At 39.3% G+C, this 25,031-nt stretch carries 26 protein-coding genes; 15 read left to right on the plus strand and 11 right to left on the minus strand.

Annotated features, from left to right (window positions below; genetic code table 11):
• Positions 1 to 165: 165 nt before the first annotated feature.
• From FD16_RS12910 to FD16_RS08150, 3 genes are all read right to left on the minus strand, one after another.
• Positions 166 to 3,051, minus strand: a complete 2,886-nt coding sequence (locus tag FD16_RS12910; protein ID WP_010621100.1) for a BspA family leucine-rich repeat surface protein — start codon at positions 3,049 to 3,051, stop codon at positions 166 to 168.
• Positions 3,052 to 3,389: 338 nt separating this feature from the next.
• Entirely contained in the window at positions 3,390 to 3,752 is a 363-nt protein-coding gene (locus FD16_RS08145; protein ID WP_010621101.1) for a hypothetical protein, read from the minus strand.
• Positions 3,753 to 3,795: 43 nt separating this feature from the next.
• Positions 3,796 to 5,238, minus strand: coding sequence for an MDR family MFS transporter (locus FD16_RS08150; protein ID WP_010621102.1), 1,443 nt, complete (start codon positions 5,236 to 5,238; stop codon positions 3,796 to 3,798).
• Between the two features lie 124 nt (positions 5,239 to 5,362).
• Between FD16_RS08150 and FD16_RS08155 the strand changes: the two genes are divergently transcribed.
• The 4 genes from FD16_RS08155 to FD16_RS08170 all read left to right on the plus strand — a co-directional run bounded on the left by FD16_RS08155 (position 5,363) and on the right by FD16_RS08170 (position 9,252).
• Positions 5,363 to 5,818 carry a MerR family transcriptional regulator gene (locus tag FD16_RS08155; RefSeq protein WP_010621103.1) on the plus strand — a complete coding sequence of 152 codons (456 nt, stop codon included), beginning with the start codon at positions 5,363 to 5,365 and terminating at the stop codon, positions 5,816 to 5,818.
• Positions 5,819 to 5,845: 27 nt separating this feature from the next.
• Positions 5,846 to 7,243 carry a DHA2 family efflux MFS transporter permease subunit gene (locus tag FD16_RS08160; RefSeq protein WP_010621104.1) on the plus strand — a complete coding sequence of 466 codons (1,398 nt, stop codon included), beginning with the start codon at positions 5,846 to 5,848 and terminating at the stop codon, positions 7,241 to 7,243.
• A 241-nt stretch (positions 7,244 to 7,484) separates the two neighbouring features.
• A complete protein-coding gene (locus FD16_RS08165; RefSeq protein WP_010621105.1) occupies positions 7,485 to 8,384 on the plus strand; it encodes an ABC transporter ATP-binding protein in 900 nt (299 codons plus the stop codon).
• Between the two features lies 1 nt (position 8,385).
• Positions 8,386 to 9,252, plus strand: a complete 867-nt coding sequence (locus FD16_RS08170) for an ABC transporter permease (RefSeq protein WP_010621106.1) — start codon at positions 8,386 to 8,388, stop codon at positions 9,250 to 9,252.
• Between the two features lie 151 nt (positions 9,253 to 9,403).
• Here the strand turns inward: FD16_RS08170 and FD16_RS08175 are convergent, their stop codons facing one another.
• From FD16_RS08175 to FD16_RS08195, 5 genes are all read right to left on the minus strand, one after another.
• Entirely contained in the window at positions 9,404 to 10,036 is a 633-nt protein-coding gene (locus FD16_RS08175) for an NAD(P)H-binding protein (protein WP_029508285.1), read from the minus strand.
• A gap of 16 nt (positions 10,037 to 10,052) precedes the next feature.
• A complete protein-coding gene (locus tag FD16_RS08180; RefSeq protein WP_010621108.1) occupies positions 10,053 to 10,409 on the minus strand; it encodes a MerR family transcriptional regulator in 357 nt (118 codons plus the stop codon).
• Between the two features lie 304 nt (positions 10,410 to 10,713).
• Positions 10,714 to 11,292 carry an NADPH-dependent F420 reductase gene (locus tag FD16_RS08185; protein ID WP_010621109.1) on the minus strand — a complete coding sequence of 193 codons (579 nt, stop codon included), beginning with the start codon at positions 11,290 to 11,292 and terminating at the stop codon, positions 10,714 to 10,716.
• 127 nt (positions 11,293 to 11,419) lie between these two features.
• Positions 11,420 to 12,088, minus strand: a complete 669-nt coding sequence (locus FD16_RS08190) for an EAL domain-containing protein (protein WP_010621110.1) — start codon at positions 12,086 to 12,088, stop codon at positions 11,420 to 11,422.
• Between the two features lie 271 nt (positions 12,089 to 12,359).
• Positions 12,360 to 13,409 (minus strand): zinc-dependent alcohol dehydrogenase family protein, encoded by a 1,050-nt coding sequence (locus FD16_RS08195; protein WP_010621111.1) that lies wholly within the window; start codon positions 13,407 to 13,409, stop codon positions 12,360 to 12,362.
• A 152-nt stretch (positions 13,410 to 13,561) separates the two neighbouring features.
• Between FD16_RS08195 and FD16_RS08200 the strand changes: the two genes are divergently transcribed.
• The 3 genes from FD16_RS08200 (at position 13,562) to FD16_RS08210 (ending at position 16,018) form a co-directional block, all read left to right on the plus strand.
• Positions 13,562 to 14,452 carry an aldo/keto reductase gene (locus FD16_RS08200; protein WP_010621112.1) on the plus strand — a complete coding sequence of 297 codons (891 nt, stop codon included), beginning with the start codon at positions 13,562 to 13,564 and terminating at the stop codon, positions 14,450 to 14,452.
• 137 nt (positions 14,453 to 14,589) lie between these two features.
• Complete coding sequence (locus tag FD16_RS08205; RefSeq protein ID WP_010621113.1) at positions 14,590 to 15,015, plus strand: Rrf2 family transcriptional regulator; 426 nt, start codon at positions 14,590 to 14,592, stop codon at positions 15,013 to 15,015.
• A 148-nt stretch (positions 15,016 to 15,163) separates the two neighbouring features.
• A complete protein-coding gene (locus tag FD16_RS08210; protein ID WP_010621114.1) occupies positions 15,164 to 16,018 on the plus strand; it encodes an NmrA family NAD(P)-binding protein in 855 nt (284 codons plus the stop codon).
• A gap of 120 nt (positions 16,019 to 16,138) precedes the next feature.
• Here the strand turns inward: FD16_RS08210 and FD16_RS08215 are convergent, their stop codons facing one another.
• A complete protein-coding gene (locus FD16_RS08215) occupies positions 16,139 to 17,053 on the minus strand; it encodes an AEC family transporter (RefSeq protein WP_010621115.1) in 915 nt (304 codons plus the stop codon).
• A 120-nt stretch (positions 17,054 to 17,173) separates the two neighbouring features.
• On the opposite strand from FD16_RS08215, the gene FD16_RS08220 reads away from it, so the two are divergent.
• The 4 genes from FD16_RS08220 (at position 17,174) to FD16_RS08235 (ending at position 19,306) form a co-directional block, all read left to right on the plus strand.
• Positions 17,174 to 17,608: a MarR family winged helix-turn-helix transcriptional regulator gene (locus FD16_RS08220; protein WP_010621116.1), complete on the plus strand. Its 435-nt coding sequence runs from the start codon at positions 17,174 to 17,176 to the stop codon at positions 17,606 to 17,608.
• A gap of 147 nt (positions 17,609 to 17,755) precedes the next feature.
• The gene (locus FD16_RS08225) at positions 17,756 to 18,211 is read left to right on the plus strand and encodes a flavodoxin (RefSeq protein ID WP_010621117.1); all 456 of its coding nucleotides are present in this window, start codon (positions 17,756 to 17,758) and stop codon (positions 18,209 to 18,211) included.
• 13 nt (positions 18,212 to 18,224) lie between these two features.
• Positions 18,225 to 18,875, plus strand: a complete 651-nt coding sequence (locus FD16_RS08230; protein WP_010621118.1) for an NAD(P)H-binding protein — start codon at positions 18,225 to 18,227, stop codon at positions 18,873 to 18,875.
• A 26-nt stretch (positions 18,876 to 18,901) separates the two neighbouring features.
• Positions 18,902 to 19,306, plus strand: coding sequence for a MerR family transcriptional regulator (locus FD16_RS08235; protein WP_010621119.1), 405 nt, complete (start codon positions 18,902 to 18,904; stop codon positions 19,304 to 19,306).
• 47 nt (positions 19,307 to 19,353) lie between these two features.
• Here the strand turns inward: FD16_RS08235 and FD16_RS08240 are convergent, their stop codons facing one another.
• Positions 19,354 to 19,908, minus strand: a complete 555-nt coding sequence (locus FD16_RS08240) for a phenolic acid decarboxylase (protein ID WP_010621120.1) — start codon at positions 19,906 to 19,908, stop codon at positions 19,354 to 19,356.
• Positions 19,909 to 20,017: 109 nt separating this feature from the next.
• On the opposite strand from FD16_RS08240, the gene FD16_RS08245 reads away from it, so the two are divergent.
• The gene (locus FD16_RS08245; RefSeq protein WP_010621121.1) at positions 20,018 to 20,557 is read left to right on the plus strand and encodes a PadR family transcriptional regulator; all 540 of its coding nucleotides are present in this window, start codon (positions 20,018 to 20,020) and stop codon (positions 20,555 to 20,557) included.
• A 178-nt stretch (positions 20,558 to 20,735) separates the two neighbouring features.
• Positions 20,736 to 22,079: an MFS transporter gene (locus tag FD16_RS08250; protein WP_010621122.1), complete on the plus strand. Its 1,344-nt coding sequence runs from the start codon at positions 20,736 to 20,738 to the stop codon at positions 22,077 to 22,079.
• A gap of 151 nt (positions 22,080 to 22,230) precedes the next feature.
• On the opposite strand, the gene FD16_RS13080 is transcribed toward FD16_RS08250, so the two are convergent.
• Complete coding sequence (locus FD16_RS13080) at positions 22,231 to 23,097, minus strand: hypothetical protein (protein ID WP_010621123.1); 867 nt, start codon at positions 23,095 to 23,097, stop codon at positions 22,231 to 22,233.
• 204 nt (positions 23,098 to 23,301) lie between these two features.
• Between FD16_RS13080 and FD16_RS08260 the strand changes: the two genes are divergently transcribed.
• The gene (locus FD16_RS08260; RefSeq protein ID WP_010621124.1) at positions 23,302 to 24,447 is read left to right on the plus strand and encodes a LysM peptidoglycan-binding domain-containing protein; all 1,146 of its coding nucleotides are present in this window, start codon (positions 23,302 to 23,304) and stop codon (positions 24,445 to 24,447) included.
• Between the two features lie 25 nt (positions 24,448 to 24,472).
• Positions 24,473 to 24,928 carry a hypothetical protein gene (locus FD16_RS08265; RefSeq protein ID WP_010621125.1) on the plus strand — a complete coding sequence of 152 codons (456 nt, stop codon included), beginning with the start codon at positions 24,473 to 24,475 and terminating at the stop codon, positions 24,926 to 24,928.
• Positions 24,929 to 25,031: the final 103 nt, after the last annotated feature.

Below are 25,031 nucleotides of genomic sequence, written 5' to 3' on the forward strand. Positions count from 1 at the left end.
TTTGCTCCAATAATATAAGGCGTCCAAGACTAAAATTCTGAATTCGGAATTTTAGTCTTGGACGCCTTATGTGGACAGTCACTTATTAAGCTAGACTGAAGTACTAAATTAGTAGTAGCTTTGGTTGATAACAAGATTATTGTCTAAAGCCCTCTTGGCACTTAATTATGAATGTTTTCTTTTTAGCACTAATACTCCGGCTAAACTAATTCCGAGTATGCAGAAGCCGGCGAAGATGATCGCACGATTTGTTGTTTGGTCACCAGTTTGTGGCAAGGTTCCAGTGACTTGGCTATTTGAGGTAAGATCATTTGCGTTAGTTGGTGAGTTACTGGTTGAAGGTAGTGTAGTTGGTTGAATGTCACCCCTACCGTCACTACCAGTTATGGTAGTTTCGTCTTGCTCAATTGGGTCTGGTTGTGTCATATTTGTATTCATTTCTGTATCAGTCTCTGTTTGGGATTCTTCAGTCGGTGGAGTAACCTCACTCTCACCGCCAGTTTCTTCCTCTGGAGTAACGCCGGTACCACTACTTTCATTACCTACAACGACGTATACGGTGACATTTTGTTGATCGCCAGTCCACTCTAAATCACTCGGTTGAGTGAAGCCCTTCAAATCGTTTCCTTCTGCATAACGATATCCGTTTGGAATTAATCCACCAAGATATGTGCCGGTGCCGTAATTAGTTAGATCCAGTACGTCACCAAGCGCACCACGCAAACTATCGGTTGTTACCGTTTTGCCAGTATCAACGTTGATTAATGTGACCATAATCGGTGCGGCAGCTTTCTGTGCCCATACATAGGTCGTAGCAGGCTCAACAGAATTTTCGTACATTGTCATCAAATCATTTGCTGTGTAATATGCACCAGTTGGTGAATTAACGGTGCCGTTACCAATGTCTTGCCAATAGGCTGCCACGTTTTGATAGCGAGTGCCTGGAATTAATGTGTCACTCCCAGGAGCGTCCATCAGATTTGCGGAGGGGTTCAGGTAAGTGCGTTCACCCAGAGTGATTTGCCACAAACTATTTGTTTGACCAAACATGTCTTCAACATAAGTTACTTTTCCCATGTCCCAATTACTGATGTCCAATGTTTGTAGATTATTCATTCCTTTAAATAGATTAGTCATATCGGTAACTCTACCAGTATCCCATTTATTAACTGGTAAATAGGTTAGGCTAGCCGCATTCTCAAACATTGACGTCATTGTATCAACACCACCGGTATCCCAGTTGTCAAAGTTAATTGAGGATAAACTCGTTGTGTCTGCGAACATTCTGGCAGTATCTTCAAATTTGCCGGTGTCCCAAGTTCCTACGTCAAGAGAGGTGAGACCACTAGCACCATCAAACATCGATAGCACATTGTCCACTTTACCAGTATCCCAATTACTGAGATCTAAAGAAGTTAAGCTACTAGCTTCTTTAAACATATAGGACATATTATCAACTTTACTCGTATTCCAATTGCTCAAATCAAGGGCTGTTAAATTACTGGCTCTCTCAAACATCATTGACATGTTGTCAACTTTGCTAGTGTTCCAGTCACTAACATCAAGATTACTAGCAGCGATGCCGGCGAATGTGGCTGACATGTCTTCTACTTTGCTGGTATCCCAAGTACTGACATCGAGGAACGTTAGCTCAGTAGTAGCAGCAAAAGTAGCAAATAAGCTCTCGACTTTACCAGTGTCCCAGTCACTTAGATCAAGAGATGTTAAACTGCTAGCACCATTAAACATTGCCGTCATATCGTCAATTTTACCGGTGTCCCAAGAACTAGGATCCAGTTCCTTTAGATTAGTGGTTTGAGCGAACATAAATCGGGTGCTTTCTACTTTGCCGGTATCCCAGCTAGAGACGTCTAAGAATGTTAGGCTGGAAGCGCCGTAAAACATTTCATTCATTGCTTCCACCTTATCAACTTCCCAGTTGCTAACGTCCAAGGAGTTTAAGCTAGTGGTGTCCTTAAACATCAAACTCATGTCTTCAACTTTTGCGACGTCCCAGTTGCTGACGTCAAGTGTGGTTAGACTACTGTCACCATTAAACATACCACGCATGTCATCAACGTTGCTGGTATCCCAACCACTCACATCGAGATCAGTTAATGAACTAGCTGTGTTAAACATTCCAGTCATTAATTCTACACTGGCAGTGTACCAACTGGTCACATCAATGCCGGTTAACTTACGATTTTCTGAGAACATATACGACATGTTTTCGACGTTTTCAATTGCCCATGAACTAACTGCCAGAGATACTAAATTGTGGTTACCACTGAACATGTAGCTCATATCGTCCACTGCTTCAGTATTGAGGTTTTCTAAATTCATTTCTGTAGCAACGTGTAACCCCGAAAATAAATAACTAGAATCACGGTTAGCATTTACGCCTTCGTCGACGGTAACTGCTGTGATATTGCCTGCATATTCTGACCAATTACCCTTGCCAGCTTCCAAAGTTCCTTCGTGAATGGTTAGTGTTCCTTCGTTGAGTTCCCATTTGGCTGTACCAAATTGACCACTAACTATGTTATCTTCACTGTCTGCGGTTATAGATGCTGGGGAGGCTGATACTGAAGTTGCAGACGCTGATGATGTTGCAGCAGGGGATGCTGAGTTAACTGTTGCTGTTGAAACCGCCATGGCTGGTGTAGTGGATAAACTTGAGTTCGTGGATGCTGAAGTTGCAGAAGAAACAGATGAAGAAGTTGATAATTGCGAACTATCATTAGATGCCATGCTGTCAGTTGAAATTTCAGTCGAACTGTTAGCGCTTGAAGCATCTGTAGCGGCGATATCTGCAGTACTAGATGTATCCGATGAACTGGTTATTGCACTGCTAGCAATTACCTGAGAAGTCTGTGGTGGATCAGTAGCCGTTACAGTAGCCGCGTTAGTATTTGAAGCCGAGTCGGCACTAACATCTGTGGTAGTTAGACCAATCAACATAAACGATGTAAGTGCGATCGCACTTATCAGCCATTTTTTGCCGGCCTTATAGGACTTGTAATGGACGTTGGTTTCGCTGGACATTTTCATAGTGAGCTCCTCCTTTGGTTCGTTGCAAGCATTAAATAAAAACTATCGTTACTATTAGGTTTCATTTTTAAAATAACACAACGAAAATGAAACCGCAAACAATTATATGCACACAATAAAAAGTCAGTTCATCTAGACGTGAACTGACTTTTGCCGTTGATTATGTGCTTAGTAATGAGTTTACGAATTTAATTGGAACAGAGCAAAGGTTTTTGATTACCAGTAGAATACTGCTTATAACTAAGGCACAAACGCAGTATAGCATGGTAGGGCGGTTAAACTCTTAAATTCATTAAAAGATAATAGTTGTTTCAATGTATTGCAATTTATGAAAAATATTATGCTTGAGCGTCAAAAAAATTGTCTGCATGATCAAAAACATATTTAGCTAGTTTGGCCCGTTCGGGGACGGCCAAGTTAAAATGTGCGGTAATTCCGTCAACAATCAGCTGGTTGGCTTGGGTTTTATCAAGAATTCTCCACATGGTACCGGTAGCATGCACTGGGATAATCGCAGACAGTCCCACGTAAAATTTGTCGCCGTTGATCCATAAATCAGCGTGGTTATCAGAGCTATCATCATGAGATAACTCGCGATATACTGATTCATGATTAATTCTGTTAATAATTTTAAGTGACATTGCGTGTTCAAATGCTGATAACTCAATACCGTACCCCATGATTGCTTGTTCAGGTTTCATTTAATCGATCCTTTACGTTTTATTCTTTATTGTAACGCAGGATTTATTGATTTTTAGTGGGCTTTTTGACAAAGAAACTTAAAACAAGGCTAATGATACAAAAGACGGTCATTAGCATAAATGCAGCTCGATACCCACTGAGATCGGCTAAAATTTTTAGGTGCGCAAATTTGGCTGTTTTGCCCATGACTACGAGGTTTTGATTTGGCATTTGTGAGGCGGTCACGATGGCCATGACTGAGATCATCAAAGCGGAACCGATTGATGAAAATATCTGACGAACCATGTTGTTAACGGCAGTTCCGTGTGGAATTAGATCCTGGGTGAGTGAGTTCATACCAATTGTGGTGATTGGCATCAAAACCATTGCCACGCCGATCATGCTAATGGCGTAAATAATGACAATTGAAAGTAATGATGTGCCAGTTTTTAGTACACAAAATGGTAATGTGCCAATAGTAATGCAGATCATTCCATAGATAGCCAGACCGTGACCACCGATTTTATCGACTATTTTACCGGTGATAGGGTTCAGAACTGCAAGTAGAATCGCACCCGGTAGAATCATTAAACCAGATTCAAGGGCTGATTGACCACGGACAATTTGCAAATACATTGGCAATACAAGTTCTGCGCTGGTCAAGATCATCATGGCAATTGATCCTAGAAATACTGAAATTGTAAATTGATTGAATTTAAAAACATTCAGATTTAAAAATGGGACTGCTAATTTAAACTGATGAATACCAAATAAAATTACAAAGATGATACCGACGATCAGTGAAATGAGTACTGTCGCAGATTTCCATCCATCGGTACCAGCAATTGAAAAACCATATAATAATGGTCCGAACCCTAAACAAGACATAGCAAATGAGGCGATGTCTAATCGTTGTGCAGTTGTTTGAATTAACGGCCTCATGTAGAAGAGACTCAAAATAATAATAATGATGATAAATGGAATCATGATTCCAAAAATATCGCGCCATGAACCGGCGCCAATCACCCAACCAGCGTACACTGGTCCGAACGCTGGTCCGGCACCGACAGCAATTCCCATTAAACCAATCGCCGATCCACGCTCATTGATCGGGAAAATAGTAAATAGAATTGTTTGTAATAGAGGCATTGCAATGCCCGCACCGATGGCTTGAATTATTCGTGCAAATAGTAACACGCCAAAATTAGGTGCAATCCAGCACAGAATGGTACCGATGCCAAAGATTGTCATGGTGGATATCCAAAGCCATTTGGTATTAAACCTAGTTGAAGCCCAGGCAGACACAGGGATGACAATCCCATTAACAAGTAAAAATCCAGTTGTCAGCCACTGAATGGTTGAAGCATTGACGTTAAAAGTGGTCATTAATCTTGGCAAAGCAGTCGCAAGTACTGTTTGGTTTAAAACAATCAAGAAAGTACCAATTATCAGAATCGTAACTATTAACCCACGGTTGTATGACCTTCCGTTTATATCCTTATTCATTTTATCCCTCCTAGTAAACGAGATTATCATCTCAGACTGAGAGAATAATGTCAAATATAGTGATACAAAAGTCGTAGCCTGTGTTATACTATTTGCATGGAATTTATTTGGTGGGGGTTATTTTATGAATGAAAAAATTGATAATTTCACGGATTGGGTCGGATTAACGAAACAAATTTTTAAGTCTGATGGCATTACTGTTGGCACTGCAGATATCGTGAAAGCAACCGGTGTTCCAGTGAGTCAGCTACGCTACTGGGTGGAGCAAGGGTACGTTAGAACCGTTCCTGAACCTAATCAACGAAGTCGTAAGTTTAGCTATCGGGCAGTTTTCCGGGTCCGGGCCATCAAATATTTTCTTGATAGTGGCTATACCCTAGCTTATGCAACTAAGCAAGTCAGTTACTTTAATCGGATTGATCGTCAGTTGGAACAGGTCATTTTTGATAAAATGACGGATGCCAACGTTAACGCAGACGGTGATATGGAAATTTCACTTGGCGAAATTAATGACGGTGCCGATATTTTGATGTTGGTTGTAACAGACCGGGGGGCCAAATTTTGGACGATTCCAAAGTAAAATATAAGAGAGATTGGAAGCGGAAATATGTCAACTGATATCAACGGCAAAAAATATTCGCGCAACTTACTAGTTGCAGTTTTGCTGATCGGAATTTTTTGTGCGGTGCTCAATCAGACACTGTTGTTCACGGCACAACCGACATTGATGAAAGTGTTTCACATTGGTGCCACTCAGGTTCAGTGGCTGTCGACAATTTACCCACTGGTGATCGGGGTGCTAATGCCCATTACCGCATGGATGGCTGATAATATTAATACCAAAACGCTAATGATGTCGGCGTACGGTATTTTTTTATTAGGAACTTTATTTTGTACTTTTGCTGGTCAATTTTCTTTCTTGCTAATTGGTCGAATTATTCAAGCTTTGGGTGGTGGGATGATTCAAGGCATTACGATGACTATTTTGTTTAATGTTTACAATTCTCATGAACGGGGAATGATTACGACACTGATGGGGATTGCCTTTGGGCTGGCACCAGCAATTGGGCCGACACTTTCCGGCTGGTTAATTCAGATTAGTTCATGGCGATTAGTGTTCGGAATTTTAATTCCATTTGAAATTTTAATTTTGATTTTGGGTGCGTTTGTATTGAGACCAGTGATTCCATCACGACCGGCTCACCTAGATTGGTTTTCAGTTGTTTTATCGACGATTGGGTTCACGTCTTTGCTATACGGCCTGTCGATTGCTGGGGATGCTGGGTGGTTACAACCTAAAGTTCTCACCTTTAGTTTAGCTGGTCTAGCAATTGTGATCATCTTTTGTATGCGCCAAACTAAAATTAAAAGTCCCATTCTTAATTTGAAACCATTCAAGACCTTTCAATATACTTTGAACTTGAGTGTTTACGCCATTTGTCAGATGGTGATGACGGGTGTTCAATTCTTGTTACCGATGTATTTACAAGATATTCATTTGCTAACACCGATGCAATCAGGGATGACTTTAATCGCTGGTGCGTTAGCGATGGGCATTATGAGTTCTGTATCTGGAAGCTTGATGAATGCGGGATTATCTAAATCAGGCATTGTGTTTGGTGGATTAATTATTGGTGGAAGTATTTTATCCTTCGCTACTATCAGCACCACAACACCAATCTGGTTGATTGCACTTATCTATACGATCATGAATATTGGTTTAGCACTCGTTTCGATGCCTGCACAAACATTAGCGATTGATGCCCTACCGGATAGTTTAATCAGTCACGGTAATGCCGCAATGAGTATGGTCCGTCAAATCGCTACTTCTTTAGGATTGTCGATCATTGTTAGTGTGTTGCAGACAGTCATCAATCAACAAGCAGGACATTCATTGACGGATCAATTGGTTGGATATCATGCAGCATTTACTGTTGCTGGCGTGTTAGGACTAATTATTTTTGTGGTTTCCTTCAAAGTAAAGTCGGTCCAACCATCAGATTAGTTAGCTTTAAAATAAAACAGTGAGAAAAAAGGTGCTTTGCCCACAGACCGTTAGGCTCCCAAGAATGAAATCCTGAATTTGGATTTTTTTCTTGGGAGCCATTTTATGTTTCACATGAAACATTTATTTAGGGGTGAACTTGATACCACTTAACTTGAAATTAATACCACTTATTGGAGTTGCCCCCTTTTTAATGACTAAATGTACTATGCTTTAATCAATCAAATAGGAGGATAAGAATATGGCACAGTTAACCATTAAAAACTTAGCAAAGACATTCAAAGATAAAATGGCGGTCAATAATCTTAGTATGAACATTGACGCCGGTGAATTCGTTGCATTTCTTGGACCAAATGGTGCTGGGAAATCAACAACGGTGGGAATGTTGACAGGACTAACTCAACCAACTAGCGGAGAAATTATCATCGATGGTTTGAAACCTAGTTCAACCAAGTATCGGCAAAATATGGGTGTTGTGTTTCAGTACGGTGTATTGGATGATGCCTTATCTGTAAGTGATAATCTGAAACTACGTGCCAAGATGTATGTTAATACGGATTCACGATGGTTGCAGCGGCTCATCGAAGATTTTGGACTATCAAGTATTATCAATCAAAAATACGGTAGCTTATCAGGTGGGCAGCGACGAAGAGTAGATATTGCTAGGGCACTAATTAACCAACCACACATTTTAATTTTGGATGAGCCATCAACTGGCTTGGACATTCAGACTAGGGAAGTTATTTGGCAAACAATTCATCAAATTCGACATGAACTGAAAATGACGGTCATTCTAACAACTCATTATTTGGAAGAGGCGGAGACGGCTGATTTCGTGTATATAATTGATCATGGTTCAATTATTGCAGCGGACACAGTAGCCAATTTAAAACACCAATATGCCAATTATGAAATCAATATTAAGACTGACAATGGTGACCAATTGATACAACAGTTACAAGCTGATGGGTATGTTGTTGAAAATAACACTTCATCTGGTGAACTTAGTTTGGCGGTCAATGATGCACAAGAATCAATTGATGTGTTAGTGAAATATCGTCGATTAATTGAGCAATTTGATTGTCATGAGGGTGATATGAATACCATTTTCCTTGCACTGACTGGAAAGGAGATTAGGTAGTATGATTGCATTTGTAAAGAGAGATCTTAAGTTATTTTTCAGTAGTGCTAGTACCATGTTCTTTTCATTACTTGGCGCATTAATTGCGTTTGTTTTGTACCTAGTGTTTTTGAAGTCAACAATGACCAGTAGTATTCCGTTCGACTCTAAATCGGTACTACTTGATCCATGGGTAATTGGTGGCACGCTTGCTGTAACGGCGGTGACCACTACCATGAGTGCCTTGAGCCAGATGATTAAGGACCGAGAAACCGGAACATTGGCCGACTTTTTGATGACCAAAATGGATTACTGGCAATTACAAATTTCATATTTGATCAGTGCAGTGATTATCGGCTTCTTAATGCAGGTAATTATGGCTTTGATCATGTTTGGATATTTTGCATTAACAGACGGTATCAGTATCCCATGGAATTTAGCCCCTGAATTCCTTTATATAGCAGCTATCAGTAGTGTTGTTTGGACGACTTTTAGCTTGCTTTGCCTCAGCTTTGTAAAGAGAGTTGATACCTTGGGTAAACTAGGCACGATCATTGGCACGGCTGCCGGATTTTTTGCAGGAGTCTATTTTCCGATCAGCTCGATGCCGAGTGCGGCTCAAACGTTGATTAAGTTAACACCGGCGCCATATAACGCAGCACTGTATCGTGAATTACTGATGAAATCAACGATTAATAATAAATTTACTGGTGTGCTATCAACTCAAAAACTAGGATTTGAAAAGGCGATGGGGATTAAAATAAGCGTGAATTCCGTCCTAAGTCAAATTCAACTTAATTTGGTCATGTTAGGATTTATGGTGTTATTTTTGATAATTTCCCTAGCGTTAATGCGCCAAAGCCGCAGAAGTATTATGGTGAGAATATAGAAGTAATGATAATTACTTAACTGCATAATCGATGAGAAATTCCTAAAAAGTGAACTCGGAATACCAGTATCAACAAAAAATCCAACACAATTGTGTTGGATTTTTATATTAAGTGTTTCACACACTCGTCTAGAATAGTTAGAAATTGTAATCAGCCATTCGAAACCGATACACTAACATTACGATAGTCTCCATTAAATAAGGCGTTAACCGCAGCCCGTGCAAATGTTGTTCTATTGATTGGAAATTCAGCGGGCTTGATTTTTAGATAATCCGGTGTATGAGTAATAATTCCTGTTTCAGGACCATTTTGAATTAGTCCTGGTCGAAAAATTGTAAACTCAAAACCGGATTGTTTATACCAATCAAGCTTGTTAATCTGATCTTGAGTGTAATCTGGATGCCTAGTACGAACTGTCGATAAATATGGTGCGTTGCCTGATAGGTATTCCCCATAGATTCCACCTGCTGAAATGTCAACGATATGCTTAATTGGTGTATTGGTATCTTTGATCGCTTTGATTAACAGTTGGGTGTATGGACCAGTTTCGAGGCCACCGATTGAATTATAAATGTAATCGACATTTTTGAGAGCGTGAACGTAATCCTCATAAGCTGAGCCATCTCCTGTAATTACTTCATGATTTTGACGTTGTGATTGAGGTAATCGTTGGAGATTACGAGCAAATAATTTTAATTCATATTGACTAAATTCTGTTTCCATTAATTTGATAAATGCCTGAGCGGTGGGTGATGTCGCTCCTAATATTAATACTGTACTCATCAATAAAATCCTTCTTTCATAAGTGATCATACTCATCAAGAAAGTTCTCCATAAAGTCAATCTGATTGTGAATTAGCTTTTCTTTTTGCTTCAAAGTTTGTAGGTGTTGTGACACAATCACTTTGCGTTCCTTGACAGTGCCAGTTTTACTAGTAGAAACCAGGTCGGTAAGTTTACGAATATCTTTCAAAGGCATGCCTGAATCCACAAATACTTTCAAATTTTTCAACCAGATGATGTTATTTTCACTGAATTCACGATACCGGTTAGCAGTTCTGTGTAAATCAGGAATTAATCCGAGCTCGTCATAGTAATGAATTTGTGAAACAGTCATATTGACGATTGTTGCAACTTGTTTGGTGGTATAGAACATGACTTAGTAACCCCTTCTTGATTAAGCATGATGCATTATAAACTATGAAGTTAACTTTATAGCAAGTATTATATTTTTACTAATTAAAAAGAGAGTGAAGAAAAGGCGTTTTGTTCCCAGAACATAAGCCTCCTAAGACTAAAATCCTGAATTTTGGATTTTGTCCTAAGGAGGCTTATGTGGCCGGGAGCAGCCGTTTGCTGCACGCTTAGACTAGATAAATTAAAAAATTAAATTAGTGTCTTTAGTGCTGTTTATAGATTTAATAGGTATTTTTGTCCCAGCCTCGCTTCGTGTAAAACATTTATTCATCAACTTCAACAAAATGAGTGCCAGATAAAGGTGCACCGAACTCCATTAACGGCCCAGCTTCTTTAATTGTCCCAAGGTCCACTGGGGAATATCTCATCTTCACGAATAAATTTTGACATGTTTGTTTACTGTCGTCATCATCACCTGCAAAAAAGAGAACTCTTCTTCCTGATTCATTTGTTCCAGTCATATATCTAGCAAACAAAGTATTAAAGGCCTTGATAACGTGTGCTCCAGGAGCCAGATGTTCAACTAATTCGCTGCCACGTAATTGTGCTAGTTGTGTTGGTATTTCGTTGGTTGCATCAATTAAAATTTGATTCGACCAGTCTGTGTTTTGAGATAGCACGTCCTCTAATGCTGGCCTGAGCACAGCAAGTAAAACGATATTTTGTTGTTCAGCTTCGGCGATGGTTCCTGCTTTTGCACTGGGACCGAGTTCCTTAATCACGTTCTTCAATGAATCAGGCCCATGATGGTTACTCATAATTACCTTATTACCAGCCTGAATAAACTGCTTGGCCAACTTTCTACCAATATTTCCGCTGCCTAGTATGCCAATTGTTGCCAAATTGATCACTTTCCTTTGTTTTTCAGGAATATTATCACTTTAAACACTGGTATTCAATTTAAACGTGCAACCGATAGTAAATTTATTGCTTAGTTAATGTTCCACGTGGAACACTCAGATTAAAGAATTAATTTTCTATTTTCTCCGGCTTTCCAGTGAAATATCCTTGAATAATATAACATGGATATTCTTTTATAACGATGTCATAGTCGTTTTGAGTTTCAAGGCCTTCAATTGTTAAAATCTTATTTTTTTCTTGTGCTAGATTATACCAATAATCTAATTTAGAGGTGACTTTATTAATATCAGTAAATGGCCGAAAATTTTGGAAAGCAAACTTGTATTGGTCTATGTAAGGATTTAAACGCATTACAAGTGACGGACTATTTTCACCGGTGCCGACATCATCAATACAGACCAATGATCCTTGACCATGAAATTTTTTAGCGGCGTCATATAGTTGATCCGCTGTCACGTTTGGAACTCCTCGTTCTGTTAGTTCTGTAAAAATTTTAATGTTAGTTTTTTCTTGTACACGTGCCACCATTTCAATATATTCGGAATTGATAAACTGGTCTGGTTCTAGATTGAATGAAAGTAGCTGAATAGTGTCTGGAACGGACTCAATAGTTTCATTCAATAAACGTTCCAATTGAGTACTGGTAATTTTATGAAAATCATCTGGGAGCTGCCAGATGCCATCTTTAAGTTCTCGTGTGAATAGCTCATATCCGACTGGTCCTCGATCCAGCTTGTTGACGTGAAACATAGGTTGACCAAAAAATGTGTGCTTCATTCAAAATCATCTTCTTTGCAAAAAAAATAAAACGACCCAAGCATGTCTTTCTCATGCGTGGGTCGTGTGCTCGCATTAAGTGAGCCTGAGCAGATTGTTATAAAATTTGATAATGTGTCATACAATTCATGGGGTACATCAGTCATAGTACAATGTATTTTTGATAAAAACAATATCCTGCCAAAAAAATCCCTATCAATTTTTTTGATTTTTTTAAATCTGCTATAGAGTTCAATAGTGTTCGGAGTGTTACTTGTTTAATTTGATTATTTTATGCTAGTTTAAGCACGCAAGCACCCTTGATATCACCTTTTTTGACAAATCTCAGTGCTTCATCCGCTTTTTCAAAAGCATATGGGGTTGTTTCCGGCTTAATATTTAATCTATCGGCAAGTGTTAGAAATTCTTCACCATCTCTTCTGGTGTTACTTTCAACACTGGTTAAATTCTTTTCGTGAAAAATATTATCTTGGTAATTTAAGGCCGTAATATCACTTAAATGAATTCCAGCTAATGCTAAAGTACCACCTTTTTCAAGGTCAGCCAGTTCATTTGGCACCATATCGCCAACTGGGGCAAACATGATGGACGAGTCTAATTTTACTGGTGAAGCATCATATGCGCCATTCGCAGATGTGGCCCCCAGCTGTAGACCAAATTGTTGGGCATCTTCACCGCGCGTAAATACATGGACTTCAATGCCTTGGTCAATCGCAATTTGGGCAGTAATATGGGCCGAGCCACCAAATCCGTACAATCCCAAACGACCACCAGCGGGAATATTGGCACGTTCAAATGCACGATAACCAATGATGCCGGCACACAGTAACGGTGCGGCAGTCACGGAGTCAAACTGGGCTGGAATACGGTATGCAAATCCTTCAGGTACCGTCACGTATTCAGCATAGCCGCCGTCATGATCCCAGCCTGTGTATTTGGAATTAGGACACAGATTTTCACGACCGGAACGACAGTAGCGACACACACCACAGGTCCAACGTAGCCATGGAATCCCAATTCTTTCACCGATTTTGAAACGGTTTGTTTCGGGACCGTTCGCTACTACTTCACCAACAATTTCGTGTCCGGGAGTAACGTGTTCTTGATGGACCGGCAGATCTCCCTCTGTTACGTGTAGGTCAGTATGGCAAATGCCACATGCTAATACGCGAACCAAAGTTTCACCACGTTGGGGTGTTGGAACTGGTTTTTTGACAAATTCTAGTGGTGAATGATCACCATCAATTGGGCCCGGTGTGGTAACTTGCCAAGCTCTCATTTCAGTTGGTAAATTTGATATTGATTCATATTGTTCAGCCATCATAATCTCTCCTCAATTAATCAAATGAACTGATGCTCTTATTAATATTCTAGTCTAGATTTTGAAATAAGTGCATTTTTTAGATCAATTGTTGACTTAGATCACGCTCTAAGTTTTATACTATCATTAATTAATAGTATAGGAGTGATACCATGACAGAATTACAGATACCAAAGATTAAGTTTAACGATGGGTTAGAGATTCCACAAGTTGGCTTAGGCGTTTTTCAAATGGATGATTTTGAAGAAACTAAGCAAAGCGTTCTGAACGCGCTGAAGGTTGGCTATCGTCATATTGATACTGCTAGTTTTTACGATAATGAAGAGGCAGTTGGTGCAGCATTGGCAGAAACAGATGTTCCACGTGAACAAATATTCGTTACTACCAAGCTATGGAGCAATGTTCGTGGCTATGACAATGTGAAGGCACAATTTAAGACATCTCTAAAAAAATTAGGTCTTGATTACTTGGATCTGTATCTGATTCACTGGCCAGCTCCGGGTTACGAAGAAGTCTGGCGTGCATTTGAGGATTTACACGACGAAGGCTTGATCAAGTCAATCGGCGTTTCCAATTTTACCGATGCTCAACTAGATAATTTACTGAAAGGAGCTCGTATTACACCAGTCATTGACCAGATTGAAACTCATCCTTACTTGCAACAAGATAACATGCATCAATACTTAGCTGATCATAATATTGTGCACGAGGCATGGAGTCCACTTGGTGGAGGTTCCAACAATGTTTTGAGCAACGATAAAGTGAATGAAATTGCCGAAAAGTATGGTAAATCTGCGGCACAGGTAGTGTTACGTTGGCATTTGCAACGCGGTGAGGTGATCATTCCTAAGTCAACACATCTTGAGCAAATTGAACAAAATATTGATTTATTCGACTTTGCTTTAACTGACGACGATATGGCAACTATTAAAACTTTAAACAAGAATTTGCGTGTCGGGCCAGTGCCGGATGACCCAGCATGGTTAAAGGAATCAATGAAGTTTGGTAATCAGGCCGAACAAGCAGCATTACACGATAACTAATCGAATATAATTAAAGTGGGAGACTGATTATTTTCGGTCTCTTTTTTGATTGACAATCAGCAAAATGCCTGTTATCTTATTTAAGACAAGTTAATATTAAAGTAACAAGACTTTTATAAAGGATTAGGGTAAACAATATGAAATACTCACACAAGTTAAGTGATGCCGTTCATGTGCTGGCATATATTGAAATTTATAAGAATGATGATCTTTCCAGTGCCGCAATTGCACGAAGCGTGGAAGCTAACCCAAGTATGATTCGACGACTCATGTCGAGTCTAGTCAAGGCAGGACTGCTTAATAGCCACCCAGGTGCCGTAGCGCCAGAATTAGCGCGTCCGCTTAATCAAATTACACTATTAGATGTGTATAAGGCGATTGACGATGATCGCAATTTCTTGCATGTGGATCCAAAGACAAACCCCAACTGCATTGTTGGTGGCAACATTCAAGAAACGCTCAACGGAGTGTATGATCGAATCCAAGAACAGGCGGAAGCTAGTATGGACAAAGTGACGCTGGATGAGATCGTGCAGGAGATATTGAGTAGAAACAGCAAATAGAGTGGTGAAAAAATCGGGTAGATCCCAGATTGTAAGATGATAATGGCGATATCCCCGGGTTTGGGATATTGTCATTATTAGCTTACAAGGCAGGGATCTGATTTTTTCACCACGTTTCAGCCCACCCAACCAAGAAAGGACCAAAAAAATGCAATACACCATCACCGGAGCAACCGGCCACCTAGGCAGCATCGTAGTGCAAAACTTAATTAAGATGGTCGGTGCAGACTCACTTCGAGCCGCAGTTCACACACAAAAGAAAGCTACCAAGTTAACGAATCAGGGTGTTGAGGTTGTGAAAGCAGACTACCTCAACGTTGAGACATTGGTTGCAGCATTTAAAAATACCGATGTCTTGGTCTATATTCCAAGCAAAACGTATAGTATGCTGCAGCGAATTACCGAGTTTGAAAATACGCTAAGTGCGATGAAACAAGCACACGTGAACCGAATTATATTTGTGAGCTTTTATGCTGATCAGGAAAACAATCCGTTTACGATGTCAGCCTATTATGGTTATGTGCCTCGTCGGCTAGCATCATCAGGGATGAAGTATGCCGTGATGAAGAATTCTTTGTATGCTGATCCATTGATACCATACTTACCAGAGTTAATTGAACGTGGAAACTTAATTTATCCAGTTGGCGATCAGGCGATGTCGTTTATATCCCAGGATGATAGCGCTGAAGCAATTGCCAATTTAGCGATTAAATCTGAATTACGTGATAAGGGCCAGCTTTATACGGTCACACAGTCCGAAAGCTATCAAATGGTGCGTCTTGGCGAAATTATGATCTCAGTCACTGGCAAACATATCGGTTATGCCCCTGTTACAAGTAAAGAATTCGGCCAGATTTATGCGGCTGAAGGTGATGGGGATGAACTAGCATCGATGTATCGGGCCGGTGCTATGGGCTTATTTGATGTGGTGACGGCCGATTTTAAGCAAATTACTGGTCATGATCCAGAGTCAATGGAATCATTTTTGAAAAGAAAATACTAATTTAGTTCTTTAGTTTAAATATGCACCAAACGGTGATCATATAGGACCCACAAGACTAAAATTTGGATTTTAGCCTTGTGGGTCTTATGTTTTATGAGCAAATTGTTTTTGCACTCTTTTTTAAGTAAAAACATAAATCAAAGGCAATGTCACTAAACACAGTAGTGTAGAAATACCAAACAATGGAATCGCCTGTTTCGTATCCGAATGATATTGTACGGAAAATAAGACAACTAAACTAGCGGTGGGACAAGCTGCCATTAGAACAGTAGTTAGTGCACCGGTACTGGAAACTGAGAATAGTCGTAATAAAATGATCATGATAACCGGGAACAGCACATTGCGTAGTAAAATTGATAACCACAGATTGCCTCCCAAGTACTGATGATTGAGCCGAACTGATGCCAGATTAGCGCCGACCACAAACATTGCTAAGGGGGTATTTAAGTAGCTAATATCAGTTAAAAATTGGTTAATTGGACTAGGTAATTGTATGTTATTCATGAAAATAACCAGTCCAACAACCACGGCCCATATATTTGGATTTTTAACTAGTGAAATTAGTGATTCACGTCGATCATTTGCGTGATGAAACATACTGACACCATGGGTCCAATTAAAGATATTGTAAATTGCCAGTGAAATGGATGCATAAAAAACACCCGTTGATCCAAGCAAAGATTGCACTAACGGAATACCCATGAATCCAGCATTTGAATAAATACTGGCAAAAGCTAGTACCTTAGCGGTTTTACCAGAAGATGTGTGACTGAATATCAGCCAAGAAACGATAATTTCAATCACATAGAAGATAATTAACGAAAAACCGATTAGTCCTAACTCGGTCAAGTAGGATGGTGAGAACTTCATCTCGAATGATTTAATAATCAAACACGGAGAAACAACGTATAGCAGGATGTTTGTTAAATCTGAGGATGTTAAAGCACTTAAAGATCCTTGCCTTTTGATTAGAATACCTGTAATGATTAATGCGGCCATAATGCCGATTTGAATTAGTAAAATTGAAATATTCATAAAAGATTACCTCTCAATAATGACTGACAAGTCAGTGATTATAAAATAGCTGACTTGTCAGCTAATAATTACTATTCTATGTGCTATAATCATTTTGTCAAGCAACGAGGAGGATAAATTATGGATTATCAGTATTTCACTAGTAAATATATTGCGGGGCTGTATCGTGAATCAAAACTGGAAATTAATTCTCAATTTGAACAGTTCGGTGTTGGCTCAACTGAGGGAGATATTTTACTTTTCGTGAATGATAATCCAGAAATTAGCCAGCGAGATGTTGCAAAGATGATGGTGCTCGATTCAGGGATTGTGACACGTCATTTGAGAAAATTGGAACAAAAGGGATTGTTGCAGCAAGTTGTTGATGATCAAGATGCACGAAGACACAAAATTTCGTTAACTTCGGACGGAGAAAGAATAGTAAATTCATTACAAAAGATTCTCTCTAATTGGTGGCAAAAACTATTCAAAAACGCTGACGTGAGCGATCCAGTTCAAATTGAATCTGATTTTGAAAAGCTATATCAGGTAATTATTGATCGAAAAAAAGATTAGCTGACTAAAAAAATCCAAAATAAATGAAATTGAATCAGGCATCTCGATGTCCGATTCAATTTTTTTAATTATTACTTGCCTTGAAGTACACTTTAAGGTTTAAAGTGTGGTTATTAGGTTTATAAGGGTAACACGGAGGTGTTAATTTTGGACAAAACATTGGCAATTTATTATTCAAGAACTGGCACTACCCGACGGATTGCCGAGCAGGTTGCTAGTAATACAAATGCTGATATTTATGAGATAACCTTGGCAGAGGCATTGCCAAATGATATGTATGCGGTAGCCGAGTTAGCAACTAATCAGTATGAAACCAATCATTTACCAGCGCTGAACAAATTACCGGTGATCGATCATTACGATACTATTTTGATTGGCGGGCCGGTATGGAGTGGTAAATTGGCGACACCAATTGCTAGTTTATTGCAATCTGTTGATTTTAGTAATAAAAATGTGGCTGCATTTTGTACCTCAACAGGTAGTTATGCCGAATATGATTCAAGTTTCAGACAATACTGTCAAACAGGAAATTTATTTCCCGGGTTATATTTAGGCAATTCAGTTAACGAAACTAGAATTAATCAGTGGGTTAGTCAAATTTAAGGAGATATCAATTATGAACGTTTTAATTATGGCCGCAAATGGCCGCATTGCAAGGATTGTGGAACATCGTATTTTAACCGAAAACCAATTTAGTGATATTAATCTGACACTATTTTTGCGCAATTCTAGTCGAGTAACTGGTTTGCCAAACAGCATGCGAGTAACGGTTGTTGAGGGTGACATTGACAATGCAGGTGATGTCGACAAAGCCATGGAGAATCAAAATTTAGTTTTTGTGGCCGTCGTTGACCATGATAAAGATAATGCGATGACAAACAATGTGATCCAGGCAATGAACAATCATGGAGTTAGTCGAGTGCTGTTCACTAATATTTTAGGTATTTACAATGAGGTTCCTGGCGAGTTTGGTCGTTGGAATCACGAATTTGTAAAGGATGGGTTGCCAGCTGCTATCAATTCTGATAAATTGTTGTCAGAATCAGGCCTAGACTATACTACGTTAAGATTACCGTGGTTGAATGATCGAGATGAAGTTAAGTATGAAATTACGCATCGTCACGACCAATATAATGGCGTGTCTGGATCACGTCAGAGCGTAGCCGACCTTATATTAAGCATTATCAAAGATAATAAATTGGGCAGTCGGGATAGCCTGGGACTTGCCGATCCAGCCACTCAAGGCCAAGATCAACCTGTTTATTAACAACGATTGTAAATGGAGGAATACCTATGAACATTAAAGAGGCTAGTGAAAAGACTGGGGTATCATCAGCTGCTATTCGATACTACGAAAAGGAAGGGTTGATTCCTGCAATTGATCGTAGTGACAATGGTAACCGCGAAATTGACGAACGGATTATTCGCCGAATTACTTTTGCACGTCAAATGCGCGCCGCAGGCATGAGCATTGAAAATCTACGTCGTTACATTCAGTTATTCGACTCCAATGAAGATAATACAAGAGAACAGATGGATTTGTTACGTGAACAAATGACACAAATGGAAGAAAAACGCGATGATATTCAAGCAGCGATTGATCATTTGCATTACAAGCTAGATCACTACGACGATCATATGCAGTCTGCAGAGGATGAATTGCGAGAACTTGAGCGTAAACATGATAATCAAAAATAGAAAAAGAGATTGATGAATTTTTCATCAGTCTCTTTTTTGATAGATTGTTACTTGCTAATTCGATTGTAGTTTTCATCATAGAATTTGCCGGCACGGATGTCATCTGGCATTCCGTTGTATGGCTCTTCATTGATTACTTCATCGTTATTTTGACCAGCGTCACCAATGTAGGTCATAGTGGCAAATTCAGGCACCACCATCTTTGGATAGGTTTCATACTTTTCGCGAGATTCTTCCATCAGGTCAATGTGCTCATTTTGGAAGGTCACAGTGATTTCCGGATGTTCTTGAACCCACTTAGGAAAGAAGATTGTCCCATTTAATTTATGTTCGTTAGGAACAAAGTCTAACGCCACATCAGTACCAGTAGGTTCAGTCCAAGCTACCTTGTAAATACCAGGTACAAGCATCACAATGTTAGCTTCCTGATCCTTGACCCAACGTCCTGAGACCATGCCACCATGAATGCGATAGTCAACAGTATGGTCGTTCTTGGCGTACCATTCATATTCCCAACCGTTATCGTAAGTGTAAATAAAGTGTGTTCCTAAAAAGTCATCCAATGTTTTGAATTTTTTATCTAAGTTGTTTAATTCTGCCATTTAAAAGCCCTCCATTCTAGTGTAATTTAAAACATGTAATTAATTACATGTTTTAAATTACTTTTTTATTGTATACTGGAGTAAATCGATTGTCAAGGAGGCTGAATTAGTGGCACAGAAAAATACACTTCAATTCATTATTTTGGGATTGCTAAGTCAAGAATCAATGACAGGTTATGAACTTACTCAGTCGTTTGCTCATGAGATTGGTGAGTTTTGGCAAGCTAAGCATAGTCAAATATATCCGTTGCTTAATAAGATGGAAGACCAGCAATTGATCAGCCATGTTGATGAGGTCACGGGCACGAAATTGGCGAAAAAGAGGTACTCAATAACTCAGCAAGGGGACGATGTACTTCAGGAATGGATTGCAGAACCGACGGATTTTATTTCGTCTTCCAAAGATGAATTTATTTTAAAGTTGTATTTCATTAAGGATAAAAACGATAAACGGCTAACCAGTATGTTCAATGAACAAATTCGGTTACATAAGGAGTGGCTACAGCATTTAAAGAGTCGTAATGAAGATCTATTTAATAAGCGCTCTCAGCAAAATGCTCAGTTTGGCCACTATTTAATCCTGAATCACGCAATTGATCGTGAGCAAAATTATGTTCAATGGTTAGAGACACAATTTAATAATTTATAGCAATTTTAAAACGAGTAGAATCCTGTAAAATTGGAATTTTACTCGTTTTGATAGTTATTCAGTAAAAAAATAAAATTTTTTAAAAAAATGCTTGCCTTGAAGTTACTTCAACCCTGTAAACTACATTTCGTTGTTAATTCGAATGAACAAAAACTATATGGGTTTTAAGGAGTAAGACATGACAAACAAAAAAACAAAATTTGATTGGATTTTATTAGTGATCCTTTTCAGTTACTTTATGATTTTGCTAGATAATTCAATTATTTTTACTGGTACCGTTAAAATTGCGGCTGATTTACATCTTAATCAGCATTTACTTTCATGGGTTAGTAGCGCCTATTCATTAACATTTGGGGGCTTCTTACTCGTAGGTGGTCGAGCAGGCGATATTTTTGGTCGTCGCAGAATTTTTCAAATAGGCTTAGTAATTTTTGGCCTGGGATCTTTGTTGGTTGGACTGTCTCAGAACGCACCAATGATTATCGGCGCACGCGCGTTTCAAGGAATTGGTTCAGCAATTTTGGCTCCTACTACTTTGGCGATTTTAGTGGACACTTACGAAGGTAATGAACGAACTAAAGCAATTGCTTATTACGGTGCCATGGCTGGTATTGGTGCGAGCGTTAGTCTAGTAATTGGTGGTGTGTTTGCCAGTTTGCTGACTTGGCGGGTTGGGTTCTTTATTAACGTCCCAATCAGTATTTGGATGCTGTATTTATCATTTAAGTACTTAAATGTTAAGAGCGGTAAACCGGGGAAACTTGATTGGCTGGGGACAATTACCTCGTTGATTGGAATGAGTGCATTAGTTTACAGCATCGTGGGAGAGGTTTGTCGACTTGCTGCTTTAGTGATTGCGGTGATTTTTTTGGCTTTATTTATTCGACAAGAAAGTAAAACCGTTGCGCCAATTATGCCATTGAGACTATTTGCCGACCGTGAACGAGTAGGCGCATATGTTGGTCGTTTTCTGTATTTAGGAGCGATGCTTGGCTTCTGGTTTATTACGCCTCAATTAATGCAGAACCAACTTGGCTTTTCGGCACTAATGGCTGGTGTTGCATTCTTTCCTCTGACGGTGGTTAACTTTATTGTGGCACTTCAGGTTGCCAAACTAACCACTAAGTTGGGTAATGGCGGAATGTTAGTTATTGGAACAACACTGACGTTAGTGGGGATGCTGGGAATCAGTTTCTTTACGCCGCAAACGGGTTATTGGCTGGGTATTGCGTTACCCATGGCAATTATCGGAATTGGACAAGGATTATCTCTAAGTCCGTTTACGGCAGCCGGAGTGGCACATACTAAAATTGAAGACTCTGGTGCCGCCTCAGGAGTTGTTAACGTCATGCACCAGATTGGCGGATCAGTGGGCTTATCCATACTAGTGTCAGTTCAAGGAATGTTTCATAGCTCAATAGATGGTTTTCAACACGCAATTTTGATTGGATCATTGCTGTTATTACTGGCATTGATAAGTTCAATTTTTCTAATTTTACCGGGTGAAAGAAGCACTAAATAAAGTTATTGGTTAATGTTATTTGCAACGAATACTTTTTTGTTAAAAAAATATGATTGTACGAACTGAACTGATAGACTATTGTGCTTTGTTTCAATCTAGTAATTACATCAAAAAGGCGAGAGTTTCACGTGAAACTCCCGCCTTCATACTTTTAATTACCAATTAAATCTGAATCTGCCTTAGGTGCATAAACTCCATCTGATGATACCCACCAAAAGTATGTGCCATCAGGTGTTGAAAACATCCACAAATCGTCTCCAGATTGAGATGGGGTCAGTTGATTTACGGTGTAACCAGCTGCAGAACCACCGTAAGTGGTATTGAAATAGTCCGTCATTTTTGACCGCGCCTGGGATTCAGAAATTCCGGTACTTGAGGATGAACTAGAACTACTTGAACTTGTAGCTGAGGACGAACTGCTTGATGCCAAAGAAGCTACAGATGAAACTTTACTAGATGAACTAGACGAATCAGAAGAGTCAGATGAATCATTCTCAGTTGCAACAGTATTATTAGCCTTTACAGTTGTCCGATTGAGCGTTTTATTCCATGCAGACTTGGTGAAATTTTCGTTAACGTATTTGACGATTCTATTAAGTGAAGTTTTGTCGACTTGCTTTCCTTTAGCGTTATAAAAGTTGACGATTTCACCGCTAGCTCCAGTAATCATGTAATACGGTGTAACACCTTCGTCACGACCGTCATTGTTTTGAAAATAGTATTTAATGTTTCCCTTGCTATCCGTTACCATGTTTAATGTGTAATTGTGATTTAAATTTGGTTTAATATTCTTCCATGACTTATCTGTTACTTCATTTGCTGCATAGTTTAGAACGGCAGCTGCAGCAATAGTATTGTTAGAAGCAAAGTCCTTTTTGGTAATGGTGTGATGATTTAATTTTTGTGAAGAGGATGATGCACTAGCTGAAGAATTAGATTTGCTAGAGTTAGTATTGTTACAGCCGGTAAGTAGCATTGCTGTTGCCACTACACCAGCCGTAATTATTTTCGTTTTCAAGAATAAATCCCCCCAAACGATCTATCAAGATTGTTACCGCTACGAATTAACCATAGCATACGTGTAAACAGTTTCAAGAAAAAATATTGTTAATATAGAAAACTTTATAGAATTATTAGCATAAGATGTTGAGACCGGATACAAAAATAGGTAAAATTAAAGATGAAATATAACTGGAGTTACGTATCAGGAGGATAATGAAAAATGAATATTAAACGGATCACCGGGGCAGCCGTTGCTAGTGCAATTTTATTTGCGCCATTTATTGGTGAAACAGTATCTGTGTCTGCCAATAGTTTCTACACTAACCAAACCAATGCTCAGCGTGCTGACATCACTAACTGGGTGGCAAATACGCCTAGCCAGATCAGTAGCAATATCAGTTCACAACACATTAACGTTAACGATTTGAATGGCGATACATACGTCATTCAATGGGGTGACACGCTGTCAGAAATTTCTGCTGCAACTGGTATTTCAATTGCTAAATTGGCTTATGACAATAATATCAGCAACGTTAATCTGATTTATGCCGGCGACACACTGATCTTGAACCGTGACGGCTATGTACCAACCAACTGGACTTATAGTGGTGATGGTACTCAGGTGGCAAGCACCTCGGTCACAATTAATAACTTTACTGATAATAGTGATCATTCGGTAAATATCAATGTTTCACCAATTGAACAAGATAACGGTGGAGCAAGTTCGAGTTCTAGTGACAGCAATAGCTTTACCGCAAAACCATCAGGCTCATCCGATAAAACATCATCAAGCGATGACACTGATTCAAGCACTACTGCCAAATCATCATCAACCCTTGATGACGATGAATTTTCTGATGCAGTAAGTTCTAAATTGGCTGACAAGCTTGGCTTAGATGATTCATCTAAGTTAGAAGTTGACTTCAGTTCATCATCTGACGATGAAGACACTAATGGTGACACGAATTCTGACGACTCTGATACACAAACTCTTTATGATAGTGATCAAACAATTACTATGAGTAGTGACAAGATGACCACCAAGAATGCTAACAAGTTGGCTAAAAAGATTTACAAGCAACTTAAGGAAGACGACAAACTGAGTGATATCAATAGTGCTGACGAAATCGATCTGACAATCACAGCTGACGGAAGCGACTTTAGCTTTAATGCAACATTATCGACTGAATCATCTGACGATAGTTCCTCATCAGATTCTGAAGATACTGAATCCAGTGATGATCAAGACTCACAAGATTCACAGACTGATGATCAAGATCAAAACTCAACTTCTGATGAAGACAGTAACAGTAGTGTAACGACCAATTCTGATCAAAATACTGACTCTACTGATTCTGACTACTAATTAGTAGAAAGGAACTATTGAACTAATGAAAAAATGGATAATTGGAATTATCGTTGTAATCATTGCGGTGGTTGGTGGTGGGTATTGGTATATGAGCACTGCCGTTGCTAAGAAGGTTCCTGGCAACACATACCTTTACCAAAGCGTTTCGAAAGACAAGACACTGTATGTGACGTTCGCACAGAGTGGGGATGAGGCTGTCGTTAACCAAAATAAGGATACGGCACTTGATGCTTCGAAGAGCCAAACGGATTTTGACAATGCATATAAGACGCAGTCAAAGGATGCAACGTGGACATATAAGGCAAAGGGGAGCAAGCTAACACTGGCCAAGGATGAAAACGGCAAAGTATCGCAGTGGCAATATAACAGTATTCTGGCAACAAGTAGCAAGTTCACATCACACAGTTTCACCTACCAAATCGCTAATGCGGGGCAGGGAACTGTGAAGGATAAGACGGTATTTGAGAAAGTAAATTAGAGTGAAAGTTAAAGCGGGTAGATGCCAGAATGTAAGCCCAAATTAGCTTTAACATTCAAACTTCAAAAAAAGGGGTTCTTCGTCAAGAAGTACTGATAGAAAA

It is taken from the genome of Paucilactobacillus suebicus DSM 5007 = KCTC 3549 (genome assembly GCF_001434475.1).
Lineage (GTDB): Bacteria > Bacillota > Bacilli > Lactobacillales > Lactobacillaceae > Paucilactobacillus > Paucilactobacillus suebicus.